Here is a 20,366-nt window from a genome sequence, read left to right on the forward strand (position 1 = left end):
GCTGAGACGGCATGTGGCCGTCGGAGACGAGCAGGTGGATACGTGACGAATCTGAAGCCTTACGCCGCGGGTGAGCCGTCCATCGGTGGCGGCCTCGGCGACCATGTCTACAACCGGCTGCTCGGCGAGCGCATCATCTTCCTCGGCCAGCAGGTCGACGACGACATCGCGAACAAGATCACGGCGCAGCTCCTGCTCCTGGCCGCCGAGCCGGAGAAGGACATCTACCTGTACATCAACAGCCCCGGTGGCTCCGTGACGGCCGGCATGGCGGTCTACGACACCATGCAGTACATCCCGAACGACGTCGTCACCATCGGTATGGGCATGGCGGCCTCGATGGGCCAGTTCCTGCTCACCGGCGGTACCGCGGGCAAGCGCTTCTCGCTGCCGAACACCGACATCCTGATGCACCAGGGCTCCGCCGGCATCGGCGGCACCGCCTCGGACATCAAGATCCAGGCCCAGTACCTGCTGCGCACCAAGCAGCGCATGGCTGAGATCACCGCCCTCCACTCCGGCCAGACCGTCGAGGCGATCATCCGCGACGGCGACCGCGACCGCTGGTTCACGGCGGAGGAGGCCAAGGAGTACGGCCTCATCGACGAGATCATCTCCGCCGCGTCGCTGGTCCCGGGCGGTGGCGGCACCGGGGCCTGATCCCGGCCCGCGGCGCGCGGGAGGCCCTACGACACCTCGTACGGCGCCCCGTACGCCCGCCCGCACCAGGCAAGCCACAGCCCGCAGAACGCCACCAGGACGGTGAACACCCAGATGTACATGAACAACCTCTCTCCCGCGAGCGGCCTCCACACCGGCGCTCAGGTGGACAACCGCTACGTCATCCCGCGCTTCGTCGAGCGCACCTCGCAGGGCGTGCGCGAGTACGACCCCTACGCGAAGCTCTTCGAGGAGCGCGTGATCTTCCTCGGCGTGCAGATCGACGACGCCTCCGCCAACGACGTCATGGCGCAGCTGCTGTGCCTGGAGTCGATGGACCCGGACCGCGACATCTCGATCTACATCAACAGCCCCGGTGGCTCCTTCACCGCGCTGACGGCGATCTACGACACCATGCAGTTCGTGAAGCCGGACATCCAGACGGTCTGCATGGGCCAGGCGGCCTCCGCCGCCGCGGTCCTGCTCGCCGCCGGTACCCCCGGCAAGCGCATGGCCCTGCCGAACGCCCGCGTGCTGATCCACCAGCCGTCCGGCGGCACCGGCCGCGAGCAGCTCTCGGACCTGGAGATCGCGGCCAACGAGATCCTGCGCATGCGCGACCAGCTGGAGACCATGCTGGCCAAGCACTCGACGACGCCGATCGAGAAGATCCGCGACGACATCGAGCGCGACAAGATCCTGACGGCCGAGGACGCGCTCGCGTACGGCCTGATCGACCAGATCGTCTCGACCCGCAAGAGCAGCGCGGTCTGATCCTTGCCGCCAGTTGGCGTGGAGCGCCGTCGCACGAAGGCGATGTGAACCACGTCAAGGGGGCCCCGCACGGGGCCCCCGGCAAGGTACCGTCGGATATGAGGCACCAGGAGCGCTGAACCAGGCGTCTCCCAGGCGAAGGGGAAGCACCTCGTGGCACGCATCGGTGACGGCGGCGACCTGCTCAAGTGCTCGTTCTGCGGAAAGAGCCAGAAGCAGGTGAAGAAGCTCATCGCAGGACCCGGTGTGTACATCTGCGACGAGTGCATCGACCTCTGCAACGAGATCATCGAAGAGGAACTCGCGGAGACCTCCGAGGTCCGGTGGGAGGAACTCCCCAAGCCCCGTGAGATCTACGAGTTCCTGGAGAGCTACGTCGTCGGCCAGGAGCCGGCGAAGAAGGCGCTCTCCGTAGCGGTCTACAACCACTACAAGCGGGTCCAGGCCGGCGAGAACGGCGGCGCGCAGGGCCGGGACGACGCGATCGAGCTCGCGAAGTCCAACATCCTGCTGCTGGGCCCGACGGGCTCCGGCAAGACCCTGCTGGCCCAGACGCTGGCCCGCATGCTCAACGTCCCGTTCGCCATCGCCGACGCGACGGCGCTGACGGAGGCCGGGTACGTCGGCGAGGACGTCGAGAACATCCTGCTCAAGCTGATCCAGGCGGCCGACTACGACGTCAAGAAGGCCGAGACCGGGATCATCTACATCGACGAGATCGACAAGGTCGCGCGCAAGAGCGAGAACCCGTCGATCACCCGCGATGTGAGCGGGGAGGGCGTCCAGCAGGCCCTTCTGAAGATCCTGGAGGGCACGACCGCCTCCGTCCCGCCGCAGGGCGGCCGCAAGCACCCGCACCAGGAGTTCATCCAGATCGACACGACGAACGTGCTCTTCATCGTGGGCGGCGCCTTCGCCGGCCTGGAGAAGATCATCGAGTCGCGCGCGGGTGCCAAGGGCATCGGCTTCGGGGCGACGATCCGCTCGAAGCGCGAGATCGAGGCGAGCGACCAGTTCCACGAGGTCATGCCGGAGGACCTGGTGAAGTTCGGGATGATCCCCGAGTTCATCGGCCGCCTCCCCGTACTGACCTCGGTGCACAACCTCGACCGCGAGGCCCTGCTCCAGATCCTGATCGAGCCGCGCAACGCCCTGGTGAAGCAGTACCAGCGGCTGTTCGAACTCGACGGCGTCGAGCTGGACTTCGAGCGCGAGGCGCTGGAGGCCATCGCGGACCAGGCGATCCTCCGCCAGACGGGCGCGCGCGGCCTGCGCGCCATCATGGAGGAGGTCCTGATGTCGGTGATGTACGAGGTCCCGTCCCGCAAGGACGTGGCCCGCGTGGTCATCACCGCCGACGTGGTCCGCTCCAACGTCAACCCGACGCTGGTCCCGCGGATCGTCCCGAAGGACCAGGGCCCGCACGAGAAGTCGGCGTAGCCGGTACCGCTACACGTACGAGAAGGGGCGCCCCCGGCCGGTTGGCCGGGGGCGCCCCTTCTTGTATGTCGAGAACCAGTCGACAGGGCATGATATTCGGTCATAAGTCTTATTTCTGTGGACTCTATGCGAGTCGTCCGATCAACTACTGATCGGTAATGATCCACAGTGGGTAAGGAGCGGGCGCATGATCAAGGCGCGCCGGATGATCGGACTCTTCGCGGCAACGGCGATGGCGGGCGCTCTGCCCGTTCTCGCGGCGTCACCCGCCCAGGCGACGGCCACGGACTGCACCAACTACATGCGCAACCTGAGCTACAACGTCGGGCCCAACGTGATAAGCGCGTGCCAGCACGGGCAGGACGGCTTCATAGGTGAGCAGATCTGCTTCAACCTCTTGGTGTCGGTCTCCGTGAAGTTGGACGACGCCCGCGAGGCCTGCAATCAGGCCGCGCGCCGCTGAGCCTGCGCCGTATGGGGCCCAGTACCGTTCCGGGCCCCATGCGTCGTTCAGGCCTTGGTGCGCGAGGTGTTGTACAGCTTGGCGGCCAGCTTGGAAACGTCCTCCTGGGTGCCGCTGCTGCTGCCGAGCAGGGCTGCGGCCTGGTCGACGAGGGCGACGTTCGTCAGGGTGGAGTGGTCTCCCCAGGTGCAGGACGGGACCACGATCTGCTTGGGAGCTCCGGGCTTGGTGGCCTTCGTGAAGGTCGTCTTGACCTCGGCGCACTTCATGACGCCGCCCTTGAACCCGGCAGGGGTGAACGCCTTGGGGGCACCGACCAGTTCCTGCTTGATCCCCAGGGCCTCGGTCTCCTTGTTGCCCACGCCGACGGCGGCGAAGTAGGCGTCGACCGCCTTCTCCGGGTCGGAGATGTCGCCCCACAGCCCGTTGGCGTTGAGGACCTTGCCCTTGCCGTCGGGGGTGTTCGAGTACGCGGCGGCCGAGCTGTGCGGGTTCTGCACCCCGAGGGCTTCGGCCTTCGCCTTCTTCTCCCCTTCCAGGGGGACGTCCGGCACCGGCGACTTGTCCGGCGGCTGCGCGAACGAGTCGACCGACGCGGGGAACGTCAGCTTGTAGCCCTTGGTATCGGCGGCCACGCCACCGCCGCCCTTGCCCAGGAAGTAGTAGCCGCCGCCCGCGATGGCCGCTACCAGGACCACCGCGAGGATGACCACGCCGGCCTTGGACTTCTTCGGCGGCTGCTGCGGGGGCATGCCGCCGTACGGGGCCTGCTGGGGCATGCCCGGCTGCTGGTAGCCGTAGCCCGGCTGCTGGCCGGGCTGCGGGGGGTAGCCCTGCGCCGGGACGCCCGGCGGGGGCGGCTGCTGGGGGTAGCCGTAGCCGGGCTGCGGAGCGGGCTGGCCGTAGGGGCCGGGCTGCTGCGGCGGCGGACCCCCGTAAGGTCCAGGCTGCTGCGGCTGCTGGCCGCCGTACGGTCCCGGCTGGTTGTAACTCATGCCCGTGTCCCCCTTCAGGAATCTTTATGCGCTCCAGACATCCTGGCGGAAGCCGAACGGACCCACGGCGCCGGGCCCCTGGATTACCGGTTTCATGACTGGACTGTTACCGCTCTAAACTGTGCCCCGTGACCGAGAACACGCAGACACCCAGCAGCCCCGACTCCGAACTGCCGACCCAGTACGCGCCGGCCGAGGTAGAGGCGAAGCTCTACGAGCGCTGGGTGGAGCGTGGGTACTTCACGGCCGATCCCGCGAGCGAGAAGCCCCCGTACACCATCGTCATCCCGCCGCCGAACGTCACCGGCTCCCTGCACCTGGGGCACGCCTTCCAGCACACGCTCATGGACGCCCTGACCCGCCGCAAGCGGATGCAGGGGTACGAGGCGCTGTGGCTGCCGGGCATGGACCACGCCGGTATCGCCACCCAGAACAAGGTCGAACAGCAGCTCGCCGAGGAGGGCAAGTCCCGCCACGACCTGGGCCGCGAGGAGTTCGTCGAGCGCGTCTGGCAGTGGAAGGAAGAGTACGGCGGCAAGATCCTCGGCCAGATGCGCCGCCTCGGTGACGGCGTCGACTGGTCCCGTGAGCGCTTCACCATGGACGAGGGGCTGTCCCGCGCCGTCCAGACCATCTTCAAGAAGCTGTACGACGACGGCCTGATCTACCGGGCCGAGCGCATCATCAACTGGTGCCCCCGCTGCCTGACCGCCATCTCGGACATCGAGGTGGAGTACCAGGAGGACGCCGGCGAGCTCGTCTCCATCCGGTACGGCGAGGGCGAGGACAGCCTCGTCGTCGCGACGACCCGCGCCGAGACGATGCTCGGGGACACCGCCGTCGCCGTCCACCCGGACGACGAGCGCTACAAGCACCTCGTCGGCACCCGCATCAAGCTGCCGCTGACCGACCGGACCATTCCGATCGTCGCCGACACGCACGTCGACCCGGAGTTCGGCACCGGCGCGGTCAAGGTGACCCCCGCGCACGACCCGAACGACTTCGCGATCGGCCAGCGCCACAACCTCGAATCCATGACGATCATGGACGAGCACGGTGTCATCACCGTCCACGGCCCCTTCCTCGGCCTGGACCGCTTCGAGGCGCGCTCGGCCGTCGTCGGCGCGCTGCGCGAGCAGGGCCGGATCGTCGCCGAGAAGCGTCCGTACACGCACTCCGTCGGACACTGCTCGCGCTGCCGCACCACGGTCGAGCCGCGCCTGTCGCTCCAGTGGTGGGTCGGCGTCAAGCCGCTCGCGAAGGCCGCCGGTGACGCGGTCCGCGACGGCCGGGTCGCCATCCACCCGCAGGAGATGGAGAAGCGCTACTTCGACTGGGTCGACAACCTCAACGACTGGTGCATCTCGCGCCAGCTGTGGTGGGGCCACCGGATCCCGATCTGGTACGGCCCGGAGGGTCAGATCGTCTGCGTCGGACCGGCCGACGAGATCCCGACCGGCGAGGGCTGGACCCAGGACACCGACGTCCTCGACACCTGGTTCTCCTCCGGCCTGTGGCCGTTCTCCACGCTCGGCTGGCCGGAGAAGACCCCGGACCTGGAGAAGTTCTACTCCACCGACGTCCTGGTCACCGGCCACGACATCATCTTCTTCTGGGTCGCCCGGATGATGATGTTCGGCCTCTATGCCATGGACGGCGAGGTCCCCTTCAAGACGATCGCGCTGACCGGCCTGGTCCGCGACGAGCGCGGCAAGAAGATGTCGAAGTCCTTCGGCAACGTCGTCGACCCGCTGGACTGGATGGACAAGTACGGCTCCGACGCCGTCCGTTTCACCCTGGCCAAGGGCGCCAACCCCGGCACCGACGTCCCGATCGGCGAGGACTGGGTCCAGGCCTCCCGGAACTTCGCCAACAAGATCTGGAACGCCACGCGCTTCGCGCTGATGAACGGCGCCACCATCGAGGGCGAGCTGCCGGCCCCCGAGCAGATGTCGGCGACCGACCGGTGGATCCTGTCCCGGCTGAACAAGACCGTCTCGCAGGTGGACGTGTACTACGAGGACTTCCAGTTCTCGAAGCTCAGCGAGGCCCTGTACCACTTCGCGTGGGACGAGGTCTTCGACTGGTACGTCGAGCTCTCGAAGACGACCTTCTTCGCGGGCGGCGAGGGCGCCAAGGTCTCCGGCCGGGTCCTCGGCGAGGTCCTCGACGTCACCCTGCGCCTGCTGCACCCGGTGGTCCCCTTCGTCACCGAGACCCTGTGGACCACCCTGACCGGCGGCGAGTCCCTCGTGGTCGCCGACTGGCCCAAGGACAGCGGCTTCCGCGACGAGGCCGCCGAGGCCGAGATCGGGAACCTCCAGGCCGTGGTCACCGAGGTCCGCCGGTTCCGCGCCGACCAGGGTCTGCAGCCGGGCCAGAAGGTCCCGGCCCGCCTGGACCTGGCCGGTACCGCGCTGGCCGCGCACGAAGGCGCCATCCGGCAGCTGCTGCGCCTTCAGCCGGAGGGCGAGGAGTTCAGCGCCACCGCGACCCTCCCGGTCGGCGGCGCCACGGTCGCGCTGGACCTGTCGGGCACCATCGACGTGGCCGCCGAGCGCAAGCGGCTGTCGAAGGACCTGGCCGCTGCCGAGAAGGAGAAGCAGCAGGCCGAAGGCAAGCTCGGCAACGAGGCCTTCCTGGCCAAGGCCCCCGACAACGTCGTGGACAAGATCAAGGGCCGACTGGCCAAGGCCGAGGCGGACATCGCCCGGATCCAGGCCCAGCTGGCCTCGCTGCCGGCCGCTTAGCCCGTAAGCCCCAGCGGCCGCAGAGTCCCAGCGGCCGAAGAGTCCCAGAGGCCGCAGAGTCCCAGCGGCCGCAGAGCCCCAGCGGACTCGGAAGTCCCCGAGGCGAAGGCCCCCACACCGTCGGTCGATGTGGGGGCCTTCGCCATATCCCTACCCCGCGGACGGGGCGGCGTCACGGCCGACGGCCGGCAGGGCCGTCCGGCCCTGCCGGTATCCATCCGGAGTGCCGCATATCACTTTTTATGCCCCGCCGAGCGATTCGATGGGCACCGCTCACCACGGATGATGGGGACATGCACGTCAAGCCCGTCGCCTCGGCGGTCCACCGGGTCGTGGCCGCCGGCCGCCGGCTCACCGAGGGCTGGGCCGGCTCCCCGCGGGCGCTGGACATCCTCACCGCCCTGAGCTGCCTCGCCCTGATGGCGCTGGACCTGCCGGGCCTGGCCGCCGCCGACAACTCCCTCAACGGCTGGATGGCCGCCGCCGTCCTCGCCGTCGGCTGCGCGAGCCTGCTGGTCCGGCGCCGGATGCCCTGGCTCGCGTACCTCACCGCACTGCTGTTCGTCGGCTGGCTGCACGAGCTGACCCTGATCCAGTTCGCCCTCTACTCCGTCGGCCGCTACCGGGGCCGCCGCGCCGGAATCCTGGCCACCATCGGGTACGTGGCCTTCGCGCTCGCGGTGTTCAGCGTGCCCGGCTGGCCCGAGCCGGCGGCCGGCACCCTCAGCGCCTTCCTCAGCCTGGTCGTGCCCATCGGGGTCCTCGCCTCGGCCGTCGGGATCGCCGCCTACCGGCACGACCTGGTGCGCGAGCTCGACACCCGGCGGGCCGAGTCGGCGGTGCTGCAGGCCGTCCAGCAGGAGCGCACCTCGGTGGCCCGGGACGTGCACGACTTCGTCGGACGGGAACTGACCCTGCTGACGGTGCGTTCCGAGGTGCTGTCGATGCGGGCGCGCGAGACGTCGTACGGATCGGACTTCGAGGAGCTGGCCGACACCGCGCGACGGGCCCACCTGGTGCTGAACGAGATCATCGTGCAGCGCGGGGACCCGTCCGCCACCCCCGGCGTGGACGGGCTGGCGGCGCTCGCGGAGGAGAGCGGGCGCGCCGGTTCACCCGTACGGCTGGTCATGGACCCGCAGGTGCACGGGGTGTCGCCGCTGCGGCAGGCGGCCGTCTACCGCGTGGTGCAGGAGTGCCTCACCAACGCCGCCAAGCACGCCCGGGGCGAGACCATCGAGGTCTCGGTGCGGGCGGACGGCCCCGAGCTGCGGATCGCCGTCAGCAACGGCCTCCCCGACCGCAACCCGACGCGCGCCCCCGTCTCGGCGGGCTCCGGCACGGCGAGCATGTCCGAACGGGTCCGCAGCCTCGGGGGAAACCTGACGGCGACCCGCACCGAGGACTCCTACCTCGTCGTGGCGACCCTGCCGCGTTCCTAGGGGGTCGCCGCGCCGGTCAGGCCTTCGCCGGGGCCAGCAGGCTGTTGAGGGTGTCCAGGTCCTCGACGCACTTGCCGGATCCCAGGGCCACGCAGTCCAGCGGGGAGTCCGCGACGAAGACCGGGATGCCGGTGGCGCAGGCCATGCGCAGGTCCAGGCCCGGCAGCAGGGCGCCGCCGCCGGTGAGGACGATGCCGTGTTCCATCACGTCGCCGGACAGCTCGGGCGGGCACTCCTCCAGGGTGGTGCGCACGGCCGCGATGATCGCCTCGACCGGTTCGTCGAGCGCGGCCCGCACATCGGCCGCGTTCAGCTCCAGGGTCTTCGGCATGCCGCCGACCTTCTCGCGGCCCCGGACGGTGAAGGTACGGGTCTCCAGCTCGGGGCGGTCCGGGACGGGCCAGGCCGAGCCGATGCCGACCTTGACGTCCTCGGCGGTGCGCTCGCCGATGAGCAGGGAGTGCTCCTTGCGCACGTAGTCCATGATCGCGCCGTCCAGCCGGTCCCCGCCGACCCGCAGGGACTGGGAGGTGACGATGCCGCCGAGCGAGATGACGGCGACCTCGGAGGTGCCGCCGCCGATGTCCACCACCATCGAACCGCGCGGCTCGGACACCGGCAGGCCGGCTCCGATCGCCGCCGCCATCGGTTCCTCGATCAGGTGCACGGCCTTGGCCCCGGCCCGGGTGGAGGCGTGGACGATGGCCCGGCGCTCGACGGGGGTGACCCCGGACGGTACGCAGACCACCATGCGGGTGCGCGGCCGCCGGCCCGGGACGGCCTTGCGCACGAAGTGCCGGATCATCTCCTCGGCGGCCTCGTAGTCGCAGATCACCCCGTCCTTGAGGGGGCGGATCGCGGTGATGGAGCCGGGGGTGCGGCCGATGGTCTCCTTGGCCTCCGTCCCGACGGCCAGGGCGGTGGTCGTGCCGGCCTTGACCGCGACCACGGACGGCTCATTGAGGACGATTCCGTGGCCCCGGGCGTAGACGAGCGTGTTGGCGGTTCCCAGGTCTATCCCTATGTCGCGGCTGGACGTCGTCTTGTTGCTGCTGGCCTGCGGCATTTGTTCCCCAATCTCCTGCCCGCAAGGCTTGCATAACGATCCGGTCGCTTTCGCTGCCGAAGGTCCTGAAACGGCCGGGCCGAAAGTCCTACGGGTCCTCGTCCGTAGACTGGCCCCGTGAGTGAGCAGCAGCCCGAGAGCCATGGCCCCGACGACGCCGGCCGACCCTTCGACGCGGCCGACGAATTCGACCAGATCATCGCGGAGGAGTCGGACCGCGACCCCGACCTGGCGGTGATCGAGGCCGGCAGCCGTACCTTGCGCGCACACGGCGGGGGACCGCAGGGGGACCAGGTGCCGGCCGCCCCCACGGACCCGGAGGTGGCGAAGGCGCTCCAGGAGGTGGAGCAGGAGCTGGCCACCCGCTGGGGCGAGACGAAGCTGGAGCCGTCCGTCTCGCGGATCGCCGCGCTGATGGACGTACTGGGCGAGCCCCAGCACGCGTACCCGACGATCCACGTCACCGGTACCAACGGCAAGACCAGCACCGCCCGCATGATCGAGGCCCTGCTGAACGCCTTCGAGCTGCGCACCGGCCGCTACACCAGCCCGCACGTCCAGTCGATCACCGAGCGCATCAGCCTGGACGGGGCGCCGATCAGCGCCGAGCGCTTCGTGGAGACCTACCACGACATCAAGCCGTACGTGGAGATGGTCGACGCCGCCGAGGAGTACCGGCTGTCGTTCTTCGAGGTGCTCACCGGGATGGCCTACGCGGCCTTCGCGGACGCCCCCGTGGACGCGGCCGTGATCGAGGTCGGCATGGGCGGCTCCTGGGACGCCACCAACGTGATCGACGCCTCGGTGGCGGTGGTCACCCCGATCAGCCTGGACCACACCGACCGGCTCGGCTCCACGCCCGGCGAGATCGCCCAGGAGAAGGGTGGCGTCATCAAGCAGGACGCCACCGTCATCCTGGCGCAGCAGCCGGTGGACGCGGCGCAGGTGCTGCTGAAGAAGGCCGTCGAGGTCGATGCGACCGTGGCCCGCGAAGGCATGGAGTTCGGGGTCGTCTCCCGCGAGGTGGCGGTCGGCGGCCAGATGCTGACGCTGCGCGGTGTGGGCGGCGAGTACGACGGCATCTTCCTCCCGCTGTACGGCGCCCACATGGCGCACAACGCGGCGGTGGCCCTGGCCGCGGTCGAGGCGTTCTTCGGCATCGGCGCGGAGCACGCGCGGGAGCTGGACGCGGACACCGTACGGAAGGCCTTCGCCTCGGTGGCCTCGCCGGGCCGCATGGAGGTCGTCCGGCGCAGCCCTACCGTGGTCCTGGACGCGGCGCACAACCCGGCGGGCGCCCGGGCCACCGCGGAGGCGGTCACCGAGGCCTTCGGCTTCAGCCGGCTGATCGGGGTCGTCGCGGCGAGCGAGGGCAAGGACGTCAAGGGGGTCCTGGAGGCCTTCGAGCCGATCTTCGCGGAGGTCGTCGTCACGGAGAACTCCAGCCACCGGGCGATGTCCGCCGACGAGCTGGCGGCCGTCGCGGTCGAGGTCTTCGGCCCCGACCGGGTGCAGGTGGAGCCCCGGCTGGACGACGCCCTGGAGGCGGCGGTCACCCTTGCGGAGGAAGAGGCCGAGTACGGAGGGGCCGGGGTCCTGGTGACCGGGTCCGTGATCACGGTGGGCGAGGCCCGCCTGCTGTTCAAGAGGGGCTGAGGGAATGCGCACGCTCTGTGCTTCGACGCTGATCGGCGAGTTCTTCGTGATCGGCTTCGCCGGGCTGGTGGCCATGAAGGACCCGGACCTGACCCAGGCGACCGTGTGGACGGTGTGCGGGGTCGCGATGCTGCTGTCGGTGCTGCTGTGCGGGATGCTGTCGCGGCCGGGTGCGGTGCAGCTGGGGTGGGCCCTCCAGGCGGGCCTCGTCCTGAGCGGGTTCGTCGTGCCGACGATGTTCTTCCTCGGGGCGGTGTTCGCGGGGCTGTGGTGGTGCTCGGTGCACTACGGGCGGCGGATCGACGAGGTCAAGGCCCGCTGGGCGGCCGCGCACGCGGAGCCCGAGGCCCGGGCCTGAAGCCCGGGCCGGTAGATTCGTCCCACCGCACCCGTATGCCGCAAGGAGTTAGAACATGACCCAGCGCACGCTCGTCCTGCTCAAGCCCGACGCCGTCCGTCGTGGCCTGATCGGCGAGATCATCGGCCGGATCGAGCGGAAGGCCGGCTGGACCATTCCCGCGCTGGAGCTGCGCACGCTGGACCAGGAGACCCTGGAGACGCACTACGGCGAGCACAAGGGCAAGCCGTTCTACGAGCCCCTGATGGGCTTCATGTCCAGCGGCCCGGTCGTCGTCCTGGTGGTCGAGGGGGAGCGCGTCATCGAGGGCGTCCGCCAGCTGGCCGGCCCCACCGACCCGATCGCCGCGGCGCCGGGCTCCATCCGGGGCGACTTCGGTTCCATCACCCGGGAGAACCTGATCCACGCCTCGGATTCCGAGGAGTCCGCCGAGCGCGAGCTGAAGCTGTTCTTCCCCGCTCTCTGAGCCGGTCTCTGACCCGCTCTCCGAGCCGGTCTCCGAGCCGGTCCCGCACCGAAGCGGAACCTGCCCGGGCGGTCCTCTGCGCCGCGGGATCAGCCAAATAGCGCTCACGACCTGGGGCGACCGAAGTAATTTCGGTCGCCCTTCGGTATTACCGGCGCGGACCGGGAACGCATGTGCAGGACACGACGTCACCACTAAGGGGGCGGGTATCCGTTCCGGCGGGATTGCCGGGAGTCCCGTCGCGCGATGTCCGTACGTGCGGCACTACGATGGGGCCTCCACCCACACACCCACCTCGCCGACCTGACAGCAGCCGCTATCAACTGGAAGGCCAGACGCTCCTCATGGGGAACAAGGGGAACAACATGTCGTTCATCGGCCGTGACATGGCGATCGACCTCGGGACCGCCAACACGCTGGTGTACGTGAGGGGCCGGGGGATCGTCCTGAACGAGCCGTCCGTGGTCGCCATCAACACGAACACCGGTGGCATCCTGGCGGTCGGCTCCGAGGCGAAGAAGATGATCGGCCGGACGCCCGGCAACATCGTCGCCGTAAGGCCCCTCAAGGACGGCGTGATCGCCGACTTCGAGATCACCGAGCGGATGCTCCGGTACTTCATCCTCAAGATCCACAAGCGCCGCTACCTGGCCCGTCCGCGCGTCGTGGTCTGCGTACCCTCCGGCATCACCGGAGTCGAGCGCCGCGCCGTCATCGAGGCGTCCACCCAGGCCGGCGCCCGCCAGGTGCACATCATCGAGGAGCCCATGGCCGCCGCCATCGGCTCGGGCCTGCCCGTCCACGAGGCCACCGGCAACATGGTCGTGGACATCGGCGGCGGCACCACCGAGGTCGCCGTCATCTCCCTCGGCGGAATCGTCACGGCGCAGTCCATCCGGGTGGCCGGCGACGAGCTCGACAACGCGATCATCCAGCACATCAAGAAGGAGTACTCGCTCCTCCTCGGCGAGCGCACCGCCGAGCAGATCAAGATCACCATCGGGTCGGCGTACGACCTCGACAAGGACGAGCACACCGAGATCCGCGGCCGGGACCTGGTGTCCGGGCTGCCGAAGACGGTCGTGATCTCCGCCGCCGAGGTCCGCAAGGCCATCGAGGAGCCCGTCAACGCCATCGTCGACGCGGTCAAGACCACCCTCGACAAGTGCCCTCCGGAGCTCTCCGGCGACATCATGGACCGCGGCATCGTCCTGACCGGCGGCGGCGCGCTGCTGCGCGGTCTCGACGAGCGGCTGCGCCGTGAGACGGGCATGCCGATCCACATCGCGGAGGATCCGCTCGACTCGGTCGCCCTCGGCTCCGGCAAGTGCGTGGAGGAGTTCGAGGCGCTCCAGCAGGTCCTGGACGCCCAGCCCCGGCGTTGACCAGATCCCCGTCGACGGGGCATGCGGAACACAAGGATCCGCCGTACGGGTGCTACCGCGCCTGTGCGGCGGATCGTTGATATACAGGCAACAGTCCGGTGCGATCACAGCTTCGCGTCTCACCGGAGCGGCTTCGCCGCACGGGTTACTACGAGGAAGGCACGGCCGCCGCACGTGAGGGACACACGAGAGAGCCGGCTGCTCCTGGTGCTTCTGATCGCCATCGCGTTCGCATTGATCACGGTGGACATCAGAGCGGGCGAGGAGTCACCGGTCGACGGTGCCCGGCAGGCCGCCGCAGCGGTCTTCGGCCCCGTCGAGAAGGGCGTGGCGACCGCGGTGGACCCGGTCGCCCACGCCATAGGGGCGGTACGCGACTCCGGCGAACGCCACAGCCGGATCGAGATCCTGGAGCGCGAGAACGCCACGCTCAAGGCCAAGCTGGGCAGCGACGACCAGAACCGCAGCCGGATCCGCGAGCTCGACGAGATGCTCAAGCGGGCCGGCGCCGGACAGTACGGGATCAAGGGCGCCGAAGTCATCGGAATAGGAGCGGCCCAGGGCTTCTCCTGGACCGTCACGATCGACGCGGGCAGCAAGGACGGCATCGAGCGCGACATGACCGTCCTCAACGGCGAGGGCCTGGTCGGCCGGGTCGCCACGGTCGGCCCCGACACCGCCACCGTGGTGCTCGCCAACGACCCCGACTTCACCGTCGGCACCCGCCTGGAGAAGTCCGGCGAACTCGGCTTCGCCACCGGACAGGGCGACCGCGCCCTGTCCGTGCAGATGCTCAACGGCAAGGCCAAGATCAGCCCCGGGGACCGGCTCGTCACCTTCGGCTCCCGCGGCAACCGGCCCTTCGTGCCCGGCGTCCCGATCGGCGAGGTCGTCAAGGTCGACCCCTCGCGAGGCGACCTGACCCGCACCGTATGGGTGCGCCCGTTCGTCGGGTTCTCGCGGCTGGACATCGTCGGCGTCGTGGTCATGCCGCCGCGCGAGGACCCGCGCGACGCGGTCCTGCCGCCCAAGCCCGAGGCCCCCAAGCCCATCCCGACGGTAACCGTCACGGTCACCCCGTCCGCCAGTGTGCCCGGCAAGCCGGCCGACGAGTAGGAGCTGACCGCCATGCGCTTCAACCGGATCCTGCTCTCGGCGACGCTCGTCGTGGTCGCCCTCGTCATCCAGGTCACCGTCCTCGGCCGGCTCCAGCTGCCCGGCGCGGTACCCGACCTGGTCCTGCTCACCGTCGTCGCGCTCGCCCTGGTCTACGGCCACCTCAGCGGCGCCTTCATCGGCTTCGGCGCGGGCCTGCTCGCCGACCTCGCGCCGCCGGCCGACCACGCCGCCGGCCGGTACGCGCTCGTGCTCTGCCTCATCGGCTACCTCGTCGGCCTGGTCCGCCCCGACAACGGGCGGTTCCGCTCCGCCTGGGGGCCGCTGCTCACCGTCGTCGCCGCCGCGATCGGCTCCACCCTGCTGTACGCGGGCGTGGGCGCCCTCGTCGGGGACACCGCCGCCCGGCACGTGGGCCTGACAGGCCTGCTGTTCACCGCGACCCTCTACGACCTGCTCCTCGCGCCCTTCACGGTGCCGTTCATCATGGCGCTGGCCCGGCGCGCCGAGAACGACCCGATGGCCGTCGAAGCGGGCGGCGGCCCGCCCCAGGGCAAGGACGTGTCATCCGGCTGGCTGGCCGGCGGCACGGGGCTGCGCATCGGCAGCCAGCGCGGCGGACTGCGGCTGAAGACGGCTCGCGGCCGTGCCAACCGGGCCGGCCGGATAAAGGGCGTCAAGGGTGTGAAGAGCGTCAAGAAACTGTGAGGGAGGAGCAGGCGTGAGCAACATTCAGGAGAGCGGCCGCACCTCCCGGGTGCAGATCCGGCTCGTGATCATCCAGGTGCTCGTCTTCTCGTTCCTCTTCACCCTCGGCGGGCGCCTTTGGTACCTCCAGATCCGCAACGGCGACGAGTACGCCCACGAGGCCAAGAACAACCACGTCCAGCAGGTCGTCCAGCCCGCCGTGCGCGGATCGATCCTGGACGCCCGCGGGGTCGCGCTCGCCGACAACGAGACCCGGCTGGTCGTCTCCGCCAGCCGCACCGAGCTGATGAAGATGAAGGACAAGGGCAAGGGCGTCCTGACCCGGCTCGGCAGCGTGCTCGACATGAAGCCGCAGGAGGTCATGGACAAGGTCCGGCTCTGCGACTCCGTCACCCCGCAGCCCTGCTGGAACGGCTCCCCCTACCAGCCGATCCCGGTCACCGACGAGGCCACCACCCAGCAGGCCCTGCAGATCCGCGAGCGTCCGGAGGACTTCCCCGGGATCACCGCCGAGCCCACCGCCGTACGCCGCTACCCGGCCCCCGGCGGTGCCAACACCGGCCAGGCCCTGGGCTACCTCTCCCCGGTCACCGACGACGAGATCACCAAGGCCAAGGACACCAACTCGCCCTTCCTGCGATCCGACCAGGTCGGCCGCTTCGGGCTGGAACGCACGTACGACAAGGCGCTGCGCGGCAAGTCCGGCGTCACCCGCTACGAGGTGGACAACCTCGGCCGGGTCATCGGCCTGGCCCGCAACGATCCGACGATCCCCGGCGCCAACCTCGTGACCAGCCTCGACGCCCGGGTCCAGGCGGTCGCCGAGTTCGAGCTGAACGCCGCCATGGTCGAGGCGCGCAAGCAGATCGACCGCAACACCGGCGTCCCGTACAAGGCCGACGCGGGCGCCATCGTCGTCCTGGAGTCCAAGACCGGCCGCGTCGTCGCCATGGCCTCCAACCCGACCTACGACCCGAACGTCTGGGTCGGCGGGATCTCCGCCAAGGACTACGCCAAGCTGACGGCCAAGGAGTCCAACGTCCCGCTGATGAACCGGGCGATCCAGGGGCAGGCGGCCCCCGGCTCCATCTTCAAGGTCATCTCGACCGCCGCCGCGGTCAACGCCGGATACAAGTTCGACGGCAACTACCCCTGCCCCAGCTCGTACTCCATCGGCGGACAGGTCTTCAAGAACTTCGAGTCGCAGGGCCACGGATCGATCACCCTCGGCCGGGCCCTGGAGGTCTCCTGCGACACCGTCTTCTACGCCCTGGCCCACCAGCAGTGGCAGAAGGACGGCGCGCTCAAGCCGGTGAAGAAGCCGGCGGACTGGTTCTACAAGACCGCCCACCAGTTCGGGCTCGGCGCCGAGACCGGCGTGGACCTGCCGGGCGAGGAGAAGGGCCGGGTCCCCGACCGCCAGTGGAAGCAGCGGTTCTGGGAAGCCAACAAGGACATGTGGTGCAAGACCGGCAAGAAGGGCGGCACCTACGTCGAGCTGCTGTCCTACGAGAACTGCCTGGAGGGCAACCTCATGCGCGCCGGTGACTCCGTCAACTACTCCATCGGGCAGGGCGACACCCTCGTCACGCCCATCCAGATGGCCACCATCTACTCGGCCATCGCCAACGGCGGCACCATGTGGAACCCCACCCTCGGCAAGGCCATCATCAGCGCCGACGGCAAGCGCGTCGAGAAGATCGCCCCGCGCTCCCACGGCAGGCTGCCGTTCACCGAGGAGACCCGCCGCAAGATGGACCAGGCCCTGGCCGGCGTGGCCACCGAGGGCACCGCCGCCTGGCGCTTCGGCGGCTGGCCGCAGGAGCAGATCCCGATGCACGCCAAGACCGGCACCGCCGAGGTCTACGGCAAGCAGACGACCTCCTGGTTCGCCACGTACACGCAGGACTTCACCATCGTCATGACGATCTCCCAGGGTGGTACCGGTTCCGGCGCCTCCGGCCCCGCCGTACGCAACGTGTACAACGCCATCTACGGTCTGGACATGGCCGGCAAGCAGGACCTGAAGAAGGCGCTGCTGCTCAAGCCGGAGGCGAACCTGCCGACCATCCAGCCCGACGGGTCCATCGACGCCCCCCAGATCAGGCCGTACGTACCGCCGTCCCCGGAGGAGGTGCCGCCCGTGCTCGCCGGGCCGCCCGCACCGCCCGCAGCAAGGCAGGACTGATGCAGACCGCGAACAAGTTCTCCGTATCCCGGTACGCGCCGGAACGCGGAGCCATGGCCAGGCTCACCGCCCGCGACTCGGTGGTGCGCCGGCTCGACTGGCCGATACTGCTCTCCGCGCTGGCGCTGTCCCTCATCGGCTCGCTGCTGGTGTGGTCGGCGACCCGCAACCGGACCTCCCTGAACCAGGGGGACCCGTACTACTTCCTCTTCCGGCACGCCATGAACACCGGCATCGGCCTGGTGCTGATGATCGGCACGATCTGGCTCGGCCACCGCACCCTGCGCGGCGCCGTCCCGATCCTGTACGGGCTCTCGCTGCTGCTGATCATCGCCGTGCTCACCCCGCTCGGCGCGACCATCAACGGCGCGCACGCGTGGATCGTGATCGGCGGAGGATTCTCCCTCCAGCCCTCCGAGTTCGTGAAGATCACGATCATCCTGGTCATGGCGGTCCTGCTGTCGGCCCGGGTGGACGCGGGCGACCTCGCCCACCCGGACCACCGCACCGTGGTCAAGGCGCTGTGCCTGGCCGCCGCCCCGATGGGCATCGTCATGCTGATGCCCGACCTGGGCTCGGTCATGGTCATGATCGTCATCGTGCTCGGCGTCCTGCTGGCCTCCGGCGCCTCCAACCGCTGGGTGCTCGGGCTCCTGGGCACCGGCGCGGGCGGAGCCGTCCTCATCTGGCAGCTCGGCGTCCTCGACGAGTACCAGATCAACCGCTTCGCGGCCTTCGCCAACCCCGAGCTCGACCCGGCCGGCGTCGGCTACAACACCAACCAGGCGCGCATCGCCATCGGATCCGGCGGACTGACCGGCTCCGGGCTCTTCAAGGGCTCGCAGACCACCGGCCAGTTCGTGCCGGAGCAGCAGACCGACTTCGTCTTCACGGTGGCGGGGGAGGAGCTGGGCTTCGTCGGAGCCGGGCTGATCCTGGTGCTGCTGGGCGTGGTGCTGTGGCGGGCCTGCGTCATCGCCCGCGAGACCACCGAGCTCTACGGGACGATCGTGTGCGCCGGGATCATCGCCTGGTTCGCCTTCCAGTCCTTCGAGAACATCGGGATGACCCTCGGGATCATGCCGGTGGCCGGACTCCCGCTGCCGTTCGTGTCCTACGGAGGGTCGTCGATGTTCGCCGTGTGGGTGGCCGTGGGGCTGTTGCAGTCGATCCGGGTCCAGCGACCGCTTTCGGCCTGATCCCGGCCGAATGCCGGAACCCCTTCCGTTCGCCTTCACGTCACGATCCGTTCAGGACTAAGTTCGGTTCATGGCGGACACGAAGCGCGAGATCGAGCGGAAATTCGAGTTCACCGGGGGCAAGGCGAAGAAGGTGCCGGACCTGACCGGAACGGCCGGCATCGCGGCCGTCGTCGACCGGGGCACCGCGCACCTCGACGCCGTCTACTACGACACCCCCGACCAGCGGCTCGCCGCCGACGGCCTGACGCTGCGGCGCAGGACCGGCGGCGAGGACGCGGGCTGGCACCTCAAACTGCCCGTCTCCCCAGGCGTCCGCGACGAGATCCGGGCCCCCCTCGGCGACACCGTCCCCGGCTCCCTCGCCGCCCTGGTCCGCTCACGGGTCCGCGACGCCGCCCTGGAGCCGCAGGTCAGGCTGGTCTCCGCGCGCAGGGTCGGACACCTCCTCGACGCCGACGGAAACCTGCTCGCGGAACTGTCCACCGACGAGGTCCGGGCGGAGCGCGGCGAGGCCACCGCCGCCTGGACCGAAGTCGAGGTGGAACTGGAGGACGGGGTCGACCCGGCGCTCCTCGACGCCGTCGAGAAGAAGTTCCGCAAGGCCGGGCTCAAGGTCTCCGACGCCCCCTCGAAGCTCGCCCGCGCCCTCGCCGAGACCGGCGCCGAGCCGCCCGCCCGGGACCGCTCCGGCGCCGGCTCGGGCGCCGACTCGGCCCCCGGCTCGGACCCCGGCTCCGGCTCCGGCCCCGGCGAGGGCACGGCGGGCGCGTACGTCCTGTCGTACCTGCGCGAACAGCGCGACGCCCTGATCGCCCAGGACCCCGCCGTACGCCGCGACCTGCCCGACTCCGTCCACCAGATGCGGGTCGCCACCCGCCGCCTGCGCAGCGCCCTCACCACCTACCGCCGCGTCCTGGACCGCGACGCCACCGACCCGCTGCGCGAGGAACTGCGCTGGCTGTCCGGCGAACTCGGCGTCGACCGCGACCAGGAGGTCCTCCTGGAACGGCTGCGGACCCGGCTCGCGGAACTCCCGCGCACCCTGCTGCTCGGCCCCGTGCGCGGCCGGCTGCGCACCTGGCACACCGCCCGCCGGACCGGCTCCCGGCGCCGCGCCGTGGCCGCGCTCGACAGCAAGCGCCACCTCGCCCTCCTGAACTCCCTCGACGCCCTGCTGGCCGACCCCCCGCTGCTCAAGGCCGCCGCCCGGCCGGCCGCGCCGACCCTGTCCAAGGCGGTCCTGCACGACTACGACCGCCTCGCGACCCGGGTCGGCCGGGCGCTGGCCCTGGACGCCGGGCACGAACGCGACCTGGCCCTGCACGACGCCCGCAAGGCCGCCAAGCGCGCCCGGTACGCCGCGGAGGCGGCCGCACCGGCCCTCGGGAAGCCCGCCAAGCGCCTGGCCAAGGCCGCCAAATCGGTCCAGAGCCTGCTCGGGGACCACCAGGACAGCGTGGTCGCCCGCGAAGCCCTGCACGGCCTCGCCGTCCAGGCGGCCGGAGCGGGGGAGTCCGCCTTCACCTGGGGCCTGCTCTACGGCCACGAGGAAGCACTGGCACAGCGGCGCGAGCAGGAGCTGCCCGCGCTCTGGGAGAAGGCCTCGGACCCACGCCTGCGGGCCGCCCTGGGCGGCTAGCTCCGCAAGGGACGGCCAAGGCGGGCGGGCCGGGAGCCGGTGATGATCACCGCGGCGG

17 protein-coding genes are annotated in these 20,366 nt (G+C 70.1%); 15 read left to right on the forward strand and 2 right to left on the reverse strand.

Features of this window, described 5'->3' with window-relative positions; all coding sequences use genetic code 11:
• Positions 1 to 42: 42 nt before the first annotated feature.
• The 4 genes from ACZ4TG_RS12545 (at position 43) to ACZ4TG_RS12560 (ending at position 3,337) form a co-directional block, all read left to right on the forward strand.
• Positions 43 to 660: an ATP-dependent Clp protease proteolytic subunit gene (locus ACZ4TG_RS12545; RefSeq protein ID WP_468161931.1), complete on the forward strand. Its 618-nt coding sequence runs from the start codon at positions 43 to 45 to the stop codon at positions 658 to 660.
• 120 nt (positions 661 to 780) lie between these two features.
• Positions 781 to 1,434, forward strand: a complete 654-nt coding sequence (locus tag ACZ4TG_RS12550) for an ATP-dependent Clp protease proteolytic subunit (protein ID WP_468161932.1) — start codon at positions 781 to 783, stop codon at positions 1,432 to 1,434.
• A gap of 153 nt (positions 1,435 to 1,587) precedes the next feature.
• Positions 1,588 to 2,874, forward strand: coding sequence for an ATP-dependent Clp protease ATP-binding subunit ClpX (gene clpX / locus ACZ4TG_RS12555; protein ID WP_376661031.1), 1,287 nt, complete (start codon positions 1,588 to 1,590; stop codon positions 2,872 to 2,874).
• A gap of 187 nt (positions 2,875 to 3,061) precedes the next feature.
• Positions 3,062 to 3,337, forward strand: coding sequence for a hypothetical protein (locus ACZ4TG_RS12560; RefSeq protein WP_468161933.1), 276 nt, complete (start codon positions 3,062 to 3,064; stop codon positions 3,335 to 3,337).
• A 47-nt stretch (positions 3,338 to 3,384) separates the two neighbouring features.
• On the opposite strand, the gene ACZ4TG_RS12565 is transcribed toward ACZ4TG_RS12560, so the two are convergent.
• A complete protein-coding gene (locus ACZ4TG_RS12565; RefSeq protein ID WP_468161934.1) occupies positions 3,385 to 4,116 on the reverse strand; it encodes a hypothetical protein in 732 nt (243 codons plus the stop codon).
• A gap of 344 nt (positions 4,117 to 4,460) precedes the next feature.
• Between ACZ4TG_RS12565 and ACZ4TG_RS12570 the strand changes: the two genes are divergently transcribed.
• Entirely contained in the window at positions 4,461 to 7,082 is a 2,622-nt protein-coding gene (locus tag ACZ4TG_RS12570; RefSeq protein WP_468161935.1) for a valine--tRNA ligase, read from the forward strand.
• 293 nt (positions 7,083 to 7,375) lie between these two features.
• Entirely contained in the window at positions 7,376 to 8,524 is a 1,149-nt protein-coding gene (locus ACZ4TG_RS12575) for a sensor histidine kinase (RefSeq protein WP_468161936.1), read from the forward strand.
• Between the two features lie 16 nt (positions 8,525 to 8,540).
• On the opposite strand, the gene ACZ4TG_RS12580 is transcribed toward ACZ4TG_RS12575, so the two are convergent.
• Entirely contained in the window at positions 8,541 to 9,590 is a 1,050-nt protein-coding gene (locus tag ACZ4TG_RS12580; RefSeq protein WP_468161937.1) for a rod shape-determining protein, read from the reverse strand.
• 117 nt (positions 9,591 to 9,707) lie between these two features.
• Here ACZ4TG_RS12580 and folC point away from each other — a divergent pair, with 117 nt between their 5' ends.
• The 9 genes from folC to ACZ4TG_RS12625 all read left to right on the forward strand — a co-directional run bounded on the left by folC (position 9,708) and on the right by ACZ4TG_RS12625 (position 20,308).
• On the forward strand, positions 9,708 to 11,246 hold the full coding sequence (gene folC, locus ACZ4TG_RS12585) for a bifunctional tetrahydrofolate synthase/dihydrofolate synthase (protein ID WP_468161939.1): 1,539 nt from the start codon (positions 9,708 to 9,710) through the stop codon (positions 11,244 to 11,246).
• A gap of 4 nt (positions 11,247 to 11,250) precedes the next feature.
• The gene (locus ACZ4TG_RS12590) at positions 11,251 to 11,604 is read left to right on the forward strand and encodes a DUF4233 domain-containing protein (protein ID WP_468161940.1); all 354 of its coding nucleotides are present in this window, start codon (positions 11,251 to 11,253) and stop codon (positions 11,602 to 11,604) included.
• Between the two features lie 55 nt (positions 11,605 to 11,659).
• Positions 11,660 to 12,070 (forward strand): nucleoside-diphosphate kinase, encoded by a 411-nt coding sequence (gene ndk, locus ACZ4TG_RS12595; RefSeq protein ID WP_468161941.1) that lies wholly within the window; start codon positions 11,660 to 11,662, stop codon positions 12,068 to 12,070.
• A 365-nt stretch (positions 12,071 to 12,435) separates the two neighbouring features.
• Positions 12,436 to 13,455, forward strand: coding sequence for a rod shape-determining protein (locus ACZ4TG_RS12600; protein ID WP_008738981.1), 1,020 nt, complete (start codon positions 12,436 to 12,438; stop codon positions 13,453 to 13,455).
• Between the two features lie 174 nt (positions 13,456 to 13,629).
• On the forward strand, positions 13,630 to 14,571 hold the full coding sequence (gene mreC / locus ACZ4TG_RS12605) for a rod shape-determining protein MreC (protein ID WP_468161942.1): 942 nt from the start codon (positions 13,630 to 13,632) through the stop codon (positions 14,569 to 14,571).
• Positions 14,572 to 14,583: 12 nt separating this feature from the next.
• Entirely contained in the window at positions 14,584 to 15,279 is a 696-nt protein-coding gene (gene mreD / locus ACZ4TG_RS12610; RefSeq protein ID WP_468161943.1) for a rod shape-determining protein MreD, read from the forward strand.
• A gap of 13 nt (positions 15,280 to 15,292) precedes the next feature.
• Entirely contained in the window at positions 15,293 to 17,467 is a 2,175-nt protein-coding gene (mrdA, locus tag ACZ4TG_RS12615) for a penicillin-binding protein 2 (protein WP_468161944.1), read from the forward strand.
• Complete coding sequence (gene rodA / locus ACZ4TG_RS12620) at positions 17,467 to 18,666, forward strand: rod shape-determining protein RodA (protein WP_468161945.1); 1,200 nt, start codon at positions 17,467 to 17,469, stop codon at positions 18,664 to 18,666. The genes mrdA and rodA overlap by 1 nt, the downstream gene beginning before the upstream one ends.
• Positions 18,667 to 18,736: 70 nt before the next feature.
• Positions 18,737 to 20,308 carry a CYTH and CHAD domain-containing protein gene (locus ACZ4TG_RS12625; protein ID WP_468161946.1) on the forward strand — a complete coding sequence of 524 codons (1,572 nt, stop codon included), beginning with the start codon at positions 18,737 to 18,739 and terminating at the stop codon, positions 20,306 to 20,308.
• The last annotated feature ends 58 nt before the right edge of the window (positions 20,309 to 20,366 follow it).

This window comes from Streptomyces sp. NPDC028314 (genome assembly GCF_055565795.1).

What these genes read in the sequence shown, in the direction of transcription:
- ACZ4TG_RS12550 (WP_468161932.1), top strand. Translation starts at nt 781, where the DNA reads ATGAACAACCTCTCTCCCGCGAGCGGCCTCCACACCGGCGCTCAGGTG.
- ACZ4TG_RS12560 (WP_468161933.1), top strand. Translation starts at nt 3,062, where the DNA reads ATGATCAAGGCGCGCCGGATGATCGGACTCTTCGCGGCAACGGCGATG.
- ACZ4TG_RS12565 (WP_468161934.1), bottom strand. Translation starts at nt 4,116, where the DNA reads ATGCCCCAGCAGGCCCCGTACGGCGGCATGCCCCCGCAGCAGCCGCCG.
- ACZ4TG_RS12575 (WP_468161936.1), top strand. Translation starts at nt 7,376, where the DNA reads ATGCACGTCAAGCCCGTCGCCTCGGCGGTCCACCGGGTCGTGGCCGCC.
- ACZ4TG_RS12580 (WP_468161937.1), bottom strand. Translation starts at nt 9,590, where the DNA reads ATGCCGCAGGCCAGCAGCAACAAGACGACGTCCAGCCGCGACATAGGG.
- ACZ4TG_RS12590 (WP_468161940.1), top strand. Translation starts at nt 11,251, where the DNA reads ATGCGCACGCTCTGTGCTTCGACGCTGATCGGCGAGTTCTTCGTGATC.
- ndk (WP_468161941.1), top strand. Translation starts at nt 11,660, where the DNA reads ATGACCCAGCGCACGCTCGTCCTGCTCAAGCCCGACGCCGTCCGTCGT.
- ACZ4TG_RS12600 (WP_008738981.1), top strand. Translation starts at nt 12,436, where the DNA reads ATGTCGTTCATCGGCCGTGACATGGCGATCGACCTCGGGACCGCCAAC.
- mreD (WP_468161943.1), top strand. Translation starts at nt 14,584, where the DNA reads ATGCGCTTCAACCGGATCCTGCTCTCGGCGACGCTCGTCGTGGTCGCC.
- rodA (WP_468161945.1), top strand. Translation starts at nt 17,467, where the DNA reads ATGCAGACCGCGAACAAGTTCTCCGTATCCCGGTACGCGCCGGAACGC.
- ACZ4TG_RS12625 (WP_468161946.1), top strand. Translation starts at nt 18,737, where the DNA reads ATGGCGGACACGAAGCGCGAGATCGAGCGGAAATTCGAGTTCACCGGG.